Source organism: Arthrobacter sp. 10N44_2 (assembly GCF_056394385.1).
Genome location: NZ_JBFTHT010000003.1, coordinates 126,038 through 140,215 on the forward strand (window position 1 = coordinate 126,038; position 14,178 = coordinate 140,215).

The 14,178-nt window shown below is 56.9% G+C and carries 10 protein-coding genes and 1 pseudogene; 7 read left to right on the forward strand and 4 right to left on the reverse strand.

What is annotated here, in order from left to right:
- The first annotated feature begins 101 nt into the window (after nucleotides 1–101).
- From AC1DBX_RS05080 to AC1DBX_RS05095, 4 genes and pseudogenes are all read left to right on the forward strand, one after another.
- Nucleotides 102–1,202, forward strand: coding sequence for a hypothetical protein (locus tag AC1DBX_RS05080; protein WP_476931210.1), 1,101 nt, complete (start codon nucleotides 102–104; stop codon nucleotides 1,200–1,202).
- 92 nt (nucleotides 1,203–1,294) lie between these two features.
- Nucleotides 1,295–1,430: pseudogene (locus AC1DBX_RS05085) on the forward strand (type II secretion system F family protein); the annotation flags it as partial.
- Between the two features lie 92 nt (nucleotides 1,431–1,522).
- Nucleotides 1,523–2,383: a hypothetical protein gene (locus AC1DBX_RS05090; RefSeq protein ID WP_476931211.1), complete on the forward strand. Its 861-nt coding sequence runs from the start codon at nucleotides 1,523–1,525 to the stop codon at nucleotides 2,381–2,383.
- A 251-nt stretch (nucleotides 2,384–2,634) separates the two neighbouring features.
- The gene (locus AC1DBX_RS05095; protein ID WP_476931212.1) at nucleotides 2,635–3,807 is read left to right on the forward strand and encodes a hypothetical protein; all 1,173 of its coding nucleotides are present in this window, start codon (nucleotides 2,635–2,637) and stop codon (nucleotides 3,805–3,807) included.
- 175 nt (nucleotides 3,808–3,982) lie between these two features.
- Here the strand turns inward: AC1DBX_RS05095 and AC1DBX_RS05100 are convergent, their stop codons facing one another.
- The 3 genes from AC1DBX_RS05100 to AC1DBX_RS05110 form a co-directional block, all read right to left on the reverse strand.
- The gene (locus AC1DBX_RS05100) at nucleotides 3,983–4,222 is read right to left on the reverse strand and encodes an excisionase family DNA-binding protein (RefSeq protein ID WP_476931213.1); all 240 of its coding nucleotides are present in this window, start codon (nucleotides 4,220–4,222) and stop codon (nucleotides 3,983–3,985) included.
- Nucleotides 4,206–4,904: a Helicase associated domain protein gene (locus AC1DBX_RS05105; protein WP_476931214.1), complete on the reverse strand. Its 699-nt coding sequence runs from the start codon at nucleotides 4,902–4,904 to the stop codon at nucleotides 4,206–4,208. Before AC1DBX_RS05105 ends, AC1DBX_RS05100 begins: the two co-directional genes overlap by 17 nt.
- 148 nt (nucleotides 4,905–5,052) lie before the next feature.
- On the reverse strand, nucleotides 5,053–5,577 hold the full coding sequence (locus AC1DBX_RS05110; RefSeq protein ID WP_476931215.1) for a putative zinc finger protein: 525 nt from the start codon (nucleotides 5,575–5,577) through the stop codon (nucleotides 5,053–5,055).
- 485 nt (nucleotides 5,578–6,062) lie between these two features.
- Here AC1DBX_RS05110 and AC1DBX_RS05115 point away from each other — a divergent pair, with 485 nt between their 5' ends.
- From AC1DBX_RS05115 to AC1DBX_RS05125, 3 genes are all read left to right on the forward strand, one after another.
- Nucleotides 6,063–10,820, forward strand: coding sequence for a DEAD/DEAH box helicase (locus AC1DBX_RS05115; protein ID WP_476931216.1), 4,758 nt, complete (start codon nucleotides 6,063–6,065; stop codon nucleotides 10,818–10,820).
- 60 nt (nucleotides 10,821–10,880) lie between these two features.
- The gene (locus AC1DBX_RS05120) at nucleotides 10,881–12,350 is read left to right on the forward strand and encodes a hypothetical protein (RefSeq protein ID WP_476931217.1); all 1,470 of its coding nucleotides are present in this window, start codon (nucleotides 10,881–10,883) and stop codon (nucleotides 12,348–12,350) included.
- A 193-nt stretch (nucleotides 12,351–12,543) separates the two neighbouring features.
- Entirely contained in the window at nucleotides 12,544–13,095 is a 552-nt protein-coding gene (locus AC1DBX_RS05125) for a recombinase family protein (protein WP_476931218.1), read from the forward strand.
- Between the two features lie 627 nt (nucleotides 13,096–13,722).
- Here AC1DBX_RS05125 and AC1DBX_RS05130 read toward each other — a convergent pair.
- Nucleotides 13,723–14,052: a hypothetical protein gene (locus AC1DBX_RS05130; protein ID WP_476931219.1), complete on the reverse strand. Its 330-nt coding sequence runs from the start codon at nucleotides 14,050–14,052 to the stop codon at nucleotides 13,723–13,725.
- Between the last annotated feature and the right edge of the window lie 126 nt (nucleotides 14,053–14,178).

Genomic DNA, 14,178 nt, shown 5'->3' on the forward strand with positions numbered 1-14,178 from the left:
CGGGGCCTCGTGCTTCTCGCAACCCGCAGATTCGCAGGCAGGGCGGCGCCATTGGAGGCTGTAGGATCCCATCATATTGTTCAATCTCGGGGGAAATACTTGTGAAACGACTTCTGCCGCTCTTGGTTGCGGCTGCACTTTCTCTTTCAGCCTGCGGTAACGCTTCGCCCAGCGCTGGATCGGCAACCGCCACGCCCGCTAATCTTCCGTCGACAAAGGTCGTTTCGGAGACTGAGACCTGTGTTGAGCTATTTGGTGCCAACGAGAACGGTCCGCTTTTCGTCGCTGTGGAGGTAATGAAAGAACTGACAGACAGTGACGATGCCGTCTCAAAAGAACTCACTTCTAAGGTGGAAGCCGTCTCGAAGGACCTGGAAAAGATCTCATCAAGCGCCAACGCGGAGACGAAAAAACTCGTCGATTCTGTAAACGAGACCTTTGTAGGCCTCTTGGCGGCGACTGGGACGAGCTTCAACATCAAGGTGGAGAGTTTCAAGACCGGGGGGTCTGAGCTTCTGGACCGCTGCCCCCCACTGATCAAGGACTCATCGAAGTCGACGCCGTCTCCGTCTCCTTCTCCTTCTCCTTCTGCCACTTTAGCCGGAGCCTCATACGCATTCACTTGCAAAAGTGATGCGGAGTACAGCCTCAAGTTCTCGAGCTACAAGGAAGCGTGGGCGTCCGGGAAGGCGCTAGACCTCTGCACTGTCACCCTTTCGAGAGGGGTGCCCTCGGCCATGGAAAAGGAACTGGCAGTCGCGGCTTACGGCAACGAAGCCAAGCATGAGTCGCCCGTCTATCTCCATAGCATTTGTGCCGTGACTGCTGGGCACTACGTTGACAGTCCTTTGAGTGACGCCCAGGCGCGGGAGGCGCGCGCCGCCATGAAACTTTGCCCGGATCATCCCAAACGGGCACAGATCGAGGCCAACGCAACCGAGGGAGAGGCGCAGAGCGCCGACCAAGCCGAGGGAAGGATGGTTGGACCCGGGAAGTACTTGGTTGGGACTGATGTTCAGCCTGGCACCTGGCAGTCACAGGGCGCCAAAGTTGAAGACTGCTATTGGGAAATTTCTGACGCCTCAGGGAATATCTTGCAGAACAATTTCATCTCTGTCGCACCTCAGTTCACCATTCGAATTCCTGCTACGGCTGCCGGTTTTACGGCATCAGGCTGTTCGTTCCGCTGGATAAACGGCTAGCCGCCGGCAAACAAAGGAAATCCCCCGTCAGCCCTCGGTGCTGGCGGGGGTTCGTTTTTGTTCGCGCCCTGTGAGCCACAAGTGGGCAGGGGCAGGAGGTCTCAGCGCGGACGGATCTCGGCCCCGCTGATCCGATTCGGGGACGGAATGATCGTGGCCGTCGAACGCGGTACGTCACTGGACGACGTGCTGAGGGCGCAGGCGCAGGACGCCAGGGACACCACGAAGGGTTTCAGTAATGCGCCGGCTGCCCGGTCACGGTAGCCGGGTACAACAAGTACGATGAGGTAAATTTTCACAACCGTCAAAAGGACTTGGGTATGGACGCGGACATCTGGAAGCTTCTCGTGGACAAGGTGGTCTCGCGGACACAGTCCCGGGACCTATTGTGGTCCAAAACCGACGAAGGCCCTGCTAATACGCTTAGCTTCGGGACATCAATCGACGACAGTACGACATTGAACATCTGGGGGTACAAAGCTAATTATTCTTACGAACTGTGCCTTATAAAGCAAACCGCCGGTGAGCCTTTCGAGGAGCGAAAGAGGGTCACGGTCAAGAAGAACGCAGAAGGCATTAATTTTAGCGGTTTGTTCGAGGCTGCCAAGAAGCAAATTAGGGATCTTCCCCGTGAGCGGGCATTCGCCGCGGTGATGGAGTACCTGACTGACCCAACGGTTGAGGACCCCGAGAAGCAAGATGAGCTTCGTGATAAATGGGGAGAACTGGGCGACGATGGTTTCTTCCTCTACTCCCAGGATGAGAAGATTCTCCGCGCGGCAAGGGACATGACTGCCGCGGGCTCCATAACTTGGAGTGCCGAAGAATACAGTGGGGACGACGGTCAGTACTTCTGGGCTGAAATCGGCAAACTCCTTCACTTTCGATTTCACCCAACCCAGAGGCCGGGCCGAGTCTCAGGTGTTACTTCATATACGTTTAGCGTTGGTGCGACTGGCGACGAGCCCTTTGATGCCGATGTCGAGCTTAATCCCGACAGCAAACAACAACAAGAGCGAGCACTTTGGGTGATTGCAGATGACATCCACAAGATAATTTTTAAAACAGCTCACGAAGACGAAGTCAAGTTCAACAAAATAGTCCGGGACGATATTATCCACGATATTCTGGTGTCACTGGATAGTCCTCGCAAACAGCCATCATCCAATGAGGGGAGCTGAAATACGGCCGTCCCTATTGGCACGCTTCCCGCTTGCGGCCTGCCGGGTAGGCCGCGTACCCGGATTCCTCCCCGACTAGTTGTGGGTCAAGCGGGACTATCGCTGTCCTTCCCAGCGCTGTGAAGCCCCGAGGGCAGACACCCCAACATGTAGCGAACTGCGCAACAGCGGATGGCATTCCGTAACGGCAGCCCGCTTAGCCTGACTGTCTGCCCCAATTGGTAGAGTTGGGGCAACAATTTGGGGGACAAATGCCAGAAGAAACCTTCCGCCGGGACGCCTCCGTTCTTGTGGGTAACGGCCTCAGTATCGCCTTCCGTTCGAGGTTAAATCTCGCGACGATTACAGAGGAAATGATCGGCCGCATGCAAGGGGCATCGGACAACGGAGATCAAGTAGTCCACGCCATGAAGGAGATAGCCCGCAGAGCGCTCTCCGAAGGTGAAGTGGCTGATGGTGACTTTGAAAAGCTCGTCGGAGCATTCGACTCGCAGGCGCTGACTTTGGATGAACTCGGCAAGCTGGCGGACCTGGTCGAAGAAGACCCTTCAGCGACACTGATCAGTTCGATAAGGGAAGTATCCGCTTTTAGCCAACGCGTGCGAGACATGGGAATCAGCTACGTGCTGGAAGTCGTCATGGAACGCTCACGGGCTGATCTCGAAAGGGACTCCGGCTTGCATTCCCTCGTGGAAGCCATCTCTGACCAATTCGACGGCACGGTGACGATTGGCAACCTAAACTACGACACCCTTTTGTTGGCTGCGCTGTTGGCAACAAAAGCTCCGATGACGGACATGGGCTTGGGGTACGGGAAAGTGGGCATCAGGGTCACCGATCCGCAAGATCCTGACTACGAGGAAAGATACACGGGGTATGCCCTCCGGACACGGGCCAACTTCCTAAACGACCCTGCACACAGAGTCCGGCTCCTCCAACTCCATGGGTCGCTGACATACTGGCACGAAGTTGACGGTCATAAAAGGCACTTCAAGTTGCCCGTGGAGGCAGTCCGAAGCCCAAGGTTGTGGCAGGAGTTAAGGAGCGGTGAAGCTGACTGGCGGCCGACAGTAGTGCTTGCCAACCAGCGGGACAAAGCCCGTCACGTTGAGAAGTTCCCTTTCAATATCTGTTACGACTCTTTTCAGGACAGCCTTGCCAGTACTGACCACTGGTTGGTCATCGGGTACTCGTTCCGCGACGCCTGTGTTAATGATGTCCTAAGGGCCGAATTCTTGAAGAGGCGGGACAAACCTACGGTCTTGGTGTCCACTTTTGGCCGGGAACTGAAGCGCGGTGAGGTTGAAGTGGCTTTTGGATGGGGCGCCGAAGACAATGATTCCAGTCCCTGGCTGACCATCAATCGGGGAGGTGCAGCAGGACTAGAAGACACGGAAGATTGGGCCGAATTCACCGGGTTCTAAGGGAGCCGACCCCGGCGCGATCTACACAGAGAGCTGGTCCTCACAGGGAAGTTCCCCCTCCGCACGCCTCTGATTAAATCCTAAGGCGTTGGAATTTGGCGAGGGCAGGTTAGGCGGTAGTTGGCAGCTGGAGGCCGCAAGGGGCCTTCAGGCGCCTCCTGGAGGTGCGTCAGTCTCAGGGAGTGTGGTTGACATCGTCTGTTGCGATTCTTCGCGCCGTTTGCTCGTAAGCCGCCTCGATATAGTCCTCGACGTCTATGCGTCCGATGCGCCAAAGGTTCTTGCCGCCAACCTGAATACCGCGTAGCTCCCCAGCCTTGAGCAGGGCTCTGATCTGTGGAACTCCGACGTTGAGTTCCTCCGCGACTTGCTCAACGGTGAGGAATCGCGGCAAGTCGTCACGTTGCGTATTCATCAATCCCCTTTACGGCACCACGTCGACGCGCCCGCCCGGACTTCCACGTATTCCAGCCAGGTACGGTCCCGTTCAGGGCCTGTAGCTCGTTCGCAGCGAGCACTCCTTTGAGTGCTTTCTGTCGCTGGCCGTGAAGCCACACTCCGACGATGTGCTCAGCCTCGGTTTTGAAATTTCGGTGGCGGGGCCAGCGAAGTTCGTGCTGATGGAAGGCACGTAGCTCTTGGAGTCGCTCCTGCCAGCGCCGTCCTTCTTCGACTACCCGCTGGTTGCGCGTCCAACCCGCCAGCGTCTGCAGCGCTGCAACTTTGTCTTGTGACAGGCCGCCTTGACGGTTAGCACGTCGCTGGACCGAAAGCCAAGAACCTAACCGGCGTCTTTGCGGGTCCGGATCGCTAGTGGTGGGGTACCGGCCCTCGGATGTACGAATCTTATGCAGGGCGTCGATGTTCCCCGCCCAGGAGGCTGGAATTAGACGTTTCTTCGGCGGAGGACACATGGCCACATGTTCGGCGTTCATATCAGGATTGAGTTCCCGTTGGCCCCGTATGTGCCTGCTCACGGTCTGGGGCACCGCACCACAGAGCTCGGCGATCTGCCCGACAGTGAGCCCCTTGCGGTACATGAAATCCCACTCCGGATGGCGGGACTCTCCCGGTCCACACACGCCCCCAATACTCATGAACAGAGACTATGCCGACCGGCACCTGTTGTGGAGTCCCCTATTGCGCATCTAGGCGGCAGAAGGCGGACCCTCACACTGAAATGCCAACGATTTAAGAGCCCTTGGGTCAGCGCTCAAGGGGTCCGCATTTGTACCGCTCCTTGTACTAGATCTCGTCGAGGGCAACGCTTCGGAAGTCGGATAGCGTTAGCTCGCCCTCTTCCTTTTCGTCCCAAATCTCTGTGGCGCCTCCGATGACCTGAAAGAGGTCCGCGTCATCCAGAGCCGGAAGCTCGTCACCCGGCTTGACGGGAATCCACTCCCCGCCTTTTCGGTAGCTGAGAAGCCCGACATTGAAGTCGTGCTTGACCAGCATCTGAACGGAGTCACCGTTCCGTGCCACATGGAACTCCATCGATATAGATGCCTGGTCCAGAAGTTCTCCCTCGTCTTCTGGTGGCACTTCCCGGAGCTCCGCTATTCTCCGCAAAATAGGGGCTTGTCTGACTTGCAGAACCTGCTCTTGCTCCCAAGTCGCGTCCATGTCCACGTGGTGCATGCCGTAGTCCGAGCCAGGAGAGTGACGGTCAGGGTTGTAGGGAACCTTTGACTGCATCTCTTCAACCCAGTCCTCGTGGATTTGGGCGAGAATCGAATGGAGCCTTTGGATCTCCCTGCCATTTTCGTTCATTGTCTGCTCCTTGGGGTCGCTCCTGCGAGCGCACGGGCGGCGTCAGCTGCGCGAGCATACTCGTCCGAGCATCTGCATCCATGCCGCACCCGCACGCCTAGACCGGGGCGTGACGTGCCAGCAGAGAGCCCTAGGTTAACATCTAAGGCTCTCCTATCGCTCTGGCGGTATCCGCTGCCCGCCCTCATTTGCAGGCCTTTACGCGGCTTCCAGTGCTCCCCGCAAGTGAACCTGACTGCGACGCCCGATATTGGGACGGGACTACCTTGGGGGACATAAAATCACCTTTGCGCCGCACTGCGTAAGGCTTGTCCCCGGAGCGCTACTTGTAGGCCTGCCGTCGCGGACTCGGTGTCACAGGGACATATGATCGGAGGGCTGGACTTGGGCCAGCCGGTTTTCATTACGAGTTCTCGGGGGCTTCTGTGGCTACAACGTTTGATGCACTTCTTTCCTCTTACCGAGGTCTTGCGGACTCAGAGAGGATGAAGGGCAACTACTTTGAGCAGCTGATCGAGCAATATCTGAAGCACGACGGAGTCCAGGCGCCCCAGTACACCAACGTTTGGCTATGGCGTGACTGGCCGGGTCGGAACGGGAAGCCGGACACGGGTATCGACCTGGTGGCAGAGCGCGCGGATGGCGGGATCACGGCAATCCAGTGCAAGTTCTATGCCGACACGCACACCATGCAGAAGCACGACATCGACTCGTTTATCTCTGCCTCCGGCAAGGAGCCGTTTTCTCACCGGCTCATCGTGTCCACCACGTCGAAGTGGACCCAGAACGCCGAGGAAATGTTGGACAACCAACACATACCGGTCCAGCGCATCGGCCTCTCCGATTTCCGGCATTCCAACATTGACTGGTCGACCTATGAGCTGACCGATCCATCCACGGCTCCCAAGCTGCACGACAAGAAGCAGCTCCGTCCGCACCAGCACGACGCCGTGACCGCCACTATGAAGGGCTTCATTGACAACAACCGCGGCAAGCTGATCATGGCCTGCGGCACCGGCAAGACCTTCACAGCGCTCAAAGTTGCCGAACGCTTCGCCGAGATGGAAGGTCACGCCCGCATTCTCTTCCTGGTCCCGTCCCTGGCGCTGATGTCCCAGTCGCTGAAGGAATGGTCCGACGAGACCGAGCAGCCGATGCACGCCTACGCGGTCTGCTCGGACGTGAAGGTCGGGCGTCAGAAGAATTCGGACCTGACAGACGTGGCAATCCATGACCTGCAGATCCCGGCCACGACGGACGGAAAGACTCTCGTCGAAGCGATGGGAAAGAAGGAACTGGACGAGGGCATGACGGTGGTCTTCTCGACCTACCAGTCCATCGAAGCCGTCGCCGAGGCCCAGAAGGCGGGCCTGCCCGACTTCGACCTCATCATCTGCGATGAAGCCCACCGCACCACCGGAGCAACCTTGGTCGGCACCGAGGAATCGCACTTCGTGAAAGTCCACCGCAATGACGTCATTGCCGGCGGCAAGCGGCTGTATATGACGGCAACGCCGCGCCTCTTTAACGACGACACTAAGAACGCGGCCATGGAGAAGGACGCCATCCTGTGCTCTATGGATGACGAGACCATGTACGGGCCGGTGTTCTACCGGATCGGATTCGGTGAAGCCGTCACCAAGAAGCTTCTGGCCGATTACAAAGTCCTGGTCTTGGGCGTCGAGGAGACCCAGGTGGTTTCCTCCTTCCAGGACCAGCTCGCCGACTCCAACATGGAGTTGAATATCGACGACGTCGCCAAGCTGATCGGGTGCTGGAATGGCCTGGCAAAGCGCCGCTCCGGAATGCATGAAGCTTCTTTCGGCAACGACCTTGCCCCGATGCAGCGAGCGGTCGCATTCAACCGCGACATCAAATCGTCCAAGCTGGTCGAGTCCGAGTTTGAGGACCTTGTACGAGTGCATCTGACGAACCTGGACAATGACGACCTCACCGACGACCTCAAGGTCCAGGTCAAGCACATCGATGGCGGCTTCAACGCTGTCGCCCGTGCCGAACGCCTGGACTGGCTCAAGGAGGACTTCAACCACGACGGCGGCCAGCCCACTTGCCGGATCCTTACCAACGCCCGGTGCCTGACCGAAGGCGTCGACGTGCCTTCGCTGGATGCGGTCTTGTTCCTGAACCCGCGGAACTCCATGGTGGACGTGATCCAAGCTGTCGGACGGGTAATGCGCATCGCAAAGGGCAAACAGTTTGGTTACATCGTGCTGCCCATCGCTATCCCGGAGGGCCTGTCCACCTCCGAAGCCCTGAAGGACAACACCCGCTACAAGGTCGTCTGGCAAGTCCTACAGGCCCTGCGAGCGCACGACGAGCGCATGGACGCCGCGATTAACCATATCGAGCTGAACCACAACGCCCCCGAGTCGATAGTTATAGAGACTGTGGACCTGAAACCGAAAAAGAAGACCTTGATTGACCCTCGGCCCACGCCCGATCCGGACGAACCAGAAGATCCGAACTTCGTTCAGCCAACGCTTCAGTTTCCGGTGGCCGACTGGAAGGACTCCGTCTATGCCAAGATCGTCGACAAGTGCGGCAACCGGATGTACTGGGAAGACTGGTCCAAGGACATCGCGGACATCGCCAACAAGCACATCGTCCTGATCAACAACCTGCTCGAACAGGCCGACACCGCCCACCGCAAGGCCTTCGACGACTTCATCCAGGGCCTACGGGAGAACCTGAACCCAGACATCGACCAAGCCCAGGCTGTGGAGATGCTTGCCCAGCATTTGGTCACCAAGCCCGTGTTCGACGCCATGTTCACTAACTCCAACTTCACGGAACACAATCCGGTGTCGCTGGCAATGCAGAGCATCCTCAACCAGTTAGACGACCACTCCGCCTTCGAGAAGGAACGGGCCGGCCTGGAGAAATTCTACGACTCCGTCCGCAACCGGGTGAAGGCCATCGACAACGCCGCGGCGAAGCAGAAGATAATTCTGGAGCTCTACGACAACTTCTTCCGCAACGCTTTCCCCAGGGTCGCTGACCGGCTCGGCATCGTGTTCACTCCGGTCCCTGTAGTCGATTACATCCTCCGGTCCGCAGACGCGGCCCTCCGGCTAGAGTTCGGCAAGTCTCTTTCAGACGAAGGAGTCTCTATTCTTGAGCCCTTCGTGGGCACCGGCACGTTCGTCACCCGGCTGCTGCAGTCCGGGCTGATCAAACCCGAAGACCTGCACCGCAAGTACACCCAAGAAATCTTTGCCAACGAGATCGTACTGCTGAGCTACTACATCGCCGCTATCAACATCGAGACCGTGTTTGCGGAGGAATCAGAGAGGCATGGCCTCGATCGTGGCTATGTCCCATTCGACGGGATTGCCTTGACCGACACATTCCAGCTCAACGAATCCGACGGGCAAATTGAATCCAGCGAGTTTTTCCCTGAGAACTCCGAGCGCGTACGGCGGCAAAAGAAAGCCGATATCACCGTCATCGTCATGAACCCGCCGTACTCTGCGGGCCAGTCGAGTGCCAACGACAACAACCAGAACCAGAAGTACCCTGTATTAGATGCCTCGATTTCCAGTTCGTACGCAAAGGTGTCGACGGCAACTTTGAAGAACAGTCTCTTTGACTCGTACATACGCGGCATACGCTGGGCGTCCAACCGTATCAAGGGCGAGGGTGTGATCGCCTTCGTCTCTAACGGGAGCTTCATTGACAGCAACACCGCTGACGGCATCCGCAAAACCTTTGCCGCAGAGTTTAGCCGGGTCTTCGTTTACAACCTCCGTGGTGGAATTCGTGGGCGGAGTGGCGATGCGGCAAAGAGGGAGGGCGGCAATGTCTTCCCAATCATGACCCCGGTAGCTATTGCCATCCTGATCAAAAACCCTGCTCACAGTGGTCCAGCTGTGATTGAGTACCGGGATATTGGCGACTACGTCCCCCGCGAGCAGAAACTGGATCTACTGCGGCTGGAACGCTCAATTGAGGGAACAGATTGGGAAACACTTAGGCCCAATGAGCAAGGCGACTGGATCAATATCCGCGATGAAAGCTACCTCTCGTTCCAGCCGCTGGGGGACAAACTCTCCAAAGGCAAGCCGGGAACTCATGCCATGTTTGAAAACTACTCCGGAGGCCTGAAATCCAACAGGGACGACTGGGTGTACGGCTTTTCTTCCGGGGCTGTAGAAGGTCAAGTGAAAGTCTTAATTGCGACGTACGAGGGGGAGAGGAGCCGCCGGGCTGATCCTCCGACGATGGAGCCAACGCAGATTGGCTGGAGTCCTGGGCTGTTGCAGCGATTCAGGAAGGGACAACCGCTGGAGTTCGCTGCAAATCGCGTGAGGACGGGCTTGTACAGGCCGTTCTGCAAGCAGAGAGTCTATTTCGATCCAGCGCTCATTGAGCGTGGAGGCCAGCTGCCGAAACTGTTTCCCACATCAGTTCATCCCAACTTGGCCTTCGTTATCAATGCGGACAGGCGGAAGGCTGCGGATGTCCTCATTTCAGACGTGCTTCCGGACTTCCATCTAAACGGTGATTCGCAGTGCTTCAGTCTCTACACCTACGAACCGGTTTCCGAAGAAGTTCAGGATGACCTCTTCGCCGATGCAGAAGATGTGGTTGAGGGGTACCGGCGCAAAGACAACATCACCGGCGCGACGCTGTCCACGTTCCGAGGATTTTATGAGGAGTCGAAGCTCAGCAAGGAGGACATCTTCTACTACGCATACGGCCTTTTGCACAGCCCCACGTACAAAGAGGCGTACAAGGCTGATTTGATGAAGATGCTTCCGCGCGTCCCCAAAGTAAAGGACTTTTGGGGTTTCAGTGAGGCTGGACGAGCACTGGCAGACCTCCACCTCAACTATGAGACTGTAGAGCCCTACCCACTTGAGGAGATCGTTCAGGGCGAACCCACCGGCGACCTCTACGACTTCTACAGGGTGAGCAAGCTGTCTTTCGGCGCCCGCAAAGACCGCTCACGCATCATTTATAACTCGCGGATCACGCTCGCTGGCATTCCAGACGATGCCTTGGATTACCAAGTGAACGGCAAATCGGCGTTGGAGTGGATTATCGACCGCTACCAGGTCACCACGCACAAGGACTCACAGATCACCAACGACCCCAATGACTATTGCCGCGAAGTCGGCAACGCGCGCTACATCCTGGACCTCATCAAACGAACTGTCAGGGTTTCGGTGGAGACCAACCGAATAATTACGGCACTCCCTGTTTTGGAGATTTTGGAGTAGGACGTCCACAGCCTGTCCGCCACACACTGCCGCACGTACGACTTCAAGAGGAAAACGCTGATGAAGGACTTGACGTACTCCGACCAACAGACGACCTATATCTTGGGGGCCGGCTTTTCGAAAGCGATCAGCACACAGATGCCGATTACAGACGAACTTGGGGCCGACTGCGTCGCGCGAGATCCAGAAGTCCTAGGCAAGGCAGTCGGGCCCGGGGGAGATGCCCGTCCGAATTTCGAGGTGTGGCTGTCACGACGGGCTGAGGATCAGCCTTATCGCAGTTCTGCAGAGAACCTCTCGGCAAGGGCAATTTTCGCCGGCGCCGTACCTTTGATCGCTGAAAGCCTCAATGAACGACAGTCACGTGTCCTGTCGAGTGCTGCGCCGTTGTGGCTTCGACAGCTTATTTACGTTTGGCATGTCGGGCGCTCACCTGTCATCACTTTTAATTACGACTGCCTCGTCGAATGCACCGTAGACACCTACCGACTGCCACCCTGGGACTCGCATGGGAAAATGCCGTGGGCGTCAGTGTTGCGATTTGTGCCAGCTGCATCAAAGCCAGAATCAATTGGAGAGATGGAAGGGCGCGCGCCGTGGGAAACCTTTCAACTTCACAAGCTACACGGTTCACTGAACTGGTTTTGGACCGCCGGCGACAACTCCGGCGCCACCATCCAACGGGGGCGTCTTCCGGGATCCTACACAGCTGCCAAGCCAATGACGGAGGCAGAAAGGAGTTGGCGGCACCCTGGTCGCGAGACTTTTATTGTGCCGCCGTCTGCCCTGAAATCGAGTTATTACGGTAACCCTGTCACGCGGGAGATCTGGTCGAGCGCACATGGAGCCCTTCGCGAATCATCGAAGGTTGTACTGATGGGTTACTCTCTTCCACTTACCGACCTGTCAACAGCCGGGCTCATTGCATCAGCGCTTGAAGCGGGCAATGTGTCGTCGGTTGATATCGTCGATCGAAATCCGGAGGCCGTCCGGCGCAACCTTCAGCAGATGATCGACATCCCCGACTCTGCAATCAGACTCTTTGGAGGGGAATCGGCGATTTCTGATTACGTGCAGAATCTCTGGATGGAGGCATGCAAAACCATCGCAGCTGACCTAGCGACTTTGGCCTCCCAACCCATAGAAGGACTTCGGGGTGCTCTCGTATATTGGGATGGTCTGGATGTTGCTGCAGCCACTGATGCCAAAGTTGCCGGGGACGTGCTGACGCTGGATTTGGATACGCCCGGTAATCAGTGGGAAATCACCGGCACTGAGCGTAAATTTGATTGTCCAGGGCACAAGGGCCAAGCGCCCCTGCTACCCGTAGGAACGCTTAGGGATCTGCTTCAGACTGTACGCGCCGTGCAGGTTCGAACTCCTGATGGACGCATAAGTCCGGTTCTTGGAGCAGACGTCGTCGATATTAGCGTTGACAAACGAGGCAACGGTGTTTGGTTGAATCTTAGATGTCCCGTCCTGTTGCCACATGAGCGCGAACTCAAGGACGCAGTCCCCATTGCGCCATAACTCGGTCTAAGCCTGTGGCAATGCGTTGGTGACATCTTGTCTCAAATACGATCGTTTTTTAAGACGCCCGTGCCGGGCACTAGGAACACCGCTGTCTCCGCTGTTCTAGGCATTTTTGTAATCTTGAAATGCCGTCTCAAAACAGTTAGTCTCATAACACTGTTTGATACGGCATTTCTAGATAGGGGCGAATGTGGCAGTCGTTGGATACGCGAGAGTCTCGACAGTCGAGCAGAATCTCGATCTGCAGCTCTCTGCCCTGAAGGAGGCCGGCGCGGTTAGGACTTACGCGGACCAGGGAGTGAGCGGCAGCGCGACAGAGCGTCCAGAGCTTACGAGGGTGCTGGATCGCCTGGAGGCCGGTGATGTCCTCACCGTCTGGAAGTTGGACCGGCTGGGGCGAAACACCCACCATGTCCTTGAGGTCGTAGAGGAACTGCGAAAGCGCGAGGTCGGGTTCCGCTCGCTAACCGAAGGGCTTGATACCAATGGGCCCATGGGAACCGCCATGTTGACGATCATGGCCGCTTTTGCCCAGCTGGAGCGAGACACCATTGTGGAACGGACGCGCGCAGGGCTGGCGGTGGCTGCCAAGAACAACCGCCACGGCGGTCGTCCCCGGAAAATCGACGACGCAGCCGCTACTCGAGCTGTTGCACTCAAAGCCAAGGGGCTCAATGCCAGTGACATAGGCAAAATGCTGGGAGTCTCACGGGCGACCATCTACCGGTACCTGGCCAGCTAGGCTTGGACTCGGTGAACCCAACCTGATATTACAAGCGGGCATCAGAGCTGTGTGCGTGCCGCCCCAGTACTGGACTGGGGCGGCACGCCGGGTTGACGCTGCGCAAGCGCCGGGGGCTCTCGCATCGAAATTTTGTAAGACGGGCTCGCAATTTTGTAATTCGCGTAAAAAGTTTCTGTAACTAGCCCCGTGTTAGAAAATTTTTGTAATTGGGGTGCAAGCCGGTCCCACTCGAGGGCAATCACGCCCAATTAGTCATTGCGGACTCCGCGCAAGGCCTCAAGGGATACCTGCGGGTCTATTGCGGAAACATCGGGACCCGCTTAGGAAAGGGCAGCACTTGGGCGCTCGCCGTCCTCACGACGGTATTTCCTAATATACCGAGTTGTGAACCGCGTTCCCCACCTGTTCTTGGAACAGTCGTCTCTGAAAGTATCATTCCTGGAAGTATCACTCCCGGAACTCATCGATTGTGGAACCTTTCACTCATGGAACCTTGGCTTGTGCAGCGCTGAGGGCTTCCCATAATTGCGGGCGTGGTGTCTGGCTGTCTTCACCCGTTTGAGCTGTCTAGGGCAATGAATTTAGTCAGTGCCAGTCGTAGCAGTTCAATCGCTTGCTCGGTCCTCAGCGATACCACGAGTTCTCGTAGTCCATCTCTGAGCACTTGAGGTCAATGTCTTCGGCTGTGTAGATCGGCCCTCGGCGGGTGCTTTCCATCGGCTTGTGACGTTTGGCGTCGGCTGGTTCAAGGATGACGGGCAATTCGGTCTCCGGGTGAAGTCCGGTGATCAGGCACCTTTCCCCATCCCATACCTTGTCGTAGCTGAATCCGTCCAGCGATGTCGGGTAGGTGATTAGGTCTGTTCTGGTCAAGGATTCCTTGTCGTAGAGAACTTCGGGCTTGTCATCCCCGTAGATCAGTGTCGGGCTGGTTTCGATGTTGCTTGCTTCCATGATTACTGCTTTCTAATTAGATAGTTTGTTGTGTAACGGTGGTTGTCTGGATTGGTTATTGGTTGGGGCTAAAGCCCCCCCAACCAAACCAACCATCCAACTCACATACCCGATTAATGGTTGGCT

What these genes read in the sequence shown, in the direction of transcription:
- AC1DBX_RS05120 (WP_476931217.1), top strand. Translation starts at nt 10,881, where the DNA reads ATGAAGGACTTGACGTACTCCGACCAACAGACGACCTATATCTTGGGG.
- AC1DBX_RS05115 (WP_476931216.1), top strand. Translation starts at nt 6,063, where the DNA reads ATGAAGGGCAACTACTTTGAGCAGCTGATCGAGCAATATCTGAAGCAC.
- AC1DBX_RS05110 (WP_476931215.1), bottom strand. Translation starts at nt 5,577, where the DNA reads ATGAACGAAAATGGCAGGGAGATCCAAAGGCTCCATTCGATTCTCGCC.
- AC1DBX_RS05105 (WP_476931214.1), bottom strand. Translation starts at nt 4,904, where the DNA reads ATGAGTATTGGGGGCGTGTGTGGACCGGGAGAGTCCCGCCATCCGGAG.
- AC1DBX_RS05130 (WP_476931219.1), bottom strand. Translation starts at nt 14,052, where the DNA reads ATGGAAGCAAGCAACATCGAAACCAGCCCGACACTGATCTACGGGGAT.
- AC1DBX_RS05095 (WP_476931212.1), top strand. Translation starts at nt 2,635, where the DNA reads ATGCCAGAAGAAACCTTCCGCCGGGACGCCTCCGTTCTTGTGGGTAAC.
- AC1DBX_RS05100 (WP_476931213.1), bottom strand. Translation starts at nt 4,222, where the DNA reads ATGAATACGCAACGTGACGACTTGCCGCGATTCCTCACCGTTGAGCAA.
- AC1DBX_RS05090 (WP_476931211.1), top strand. Translation starts at nt 1,523, where the DNA reads ATGGACGCGGACATCTGGAAGCTTCTCGTGGACAAGGTGGTCTCGCGG.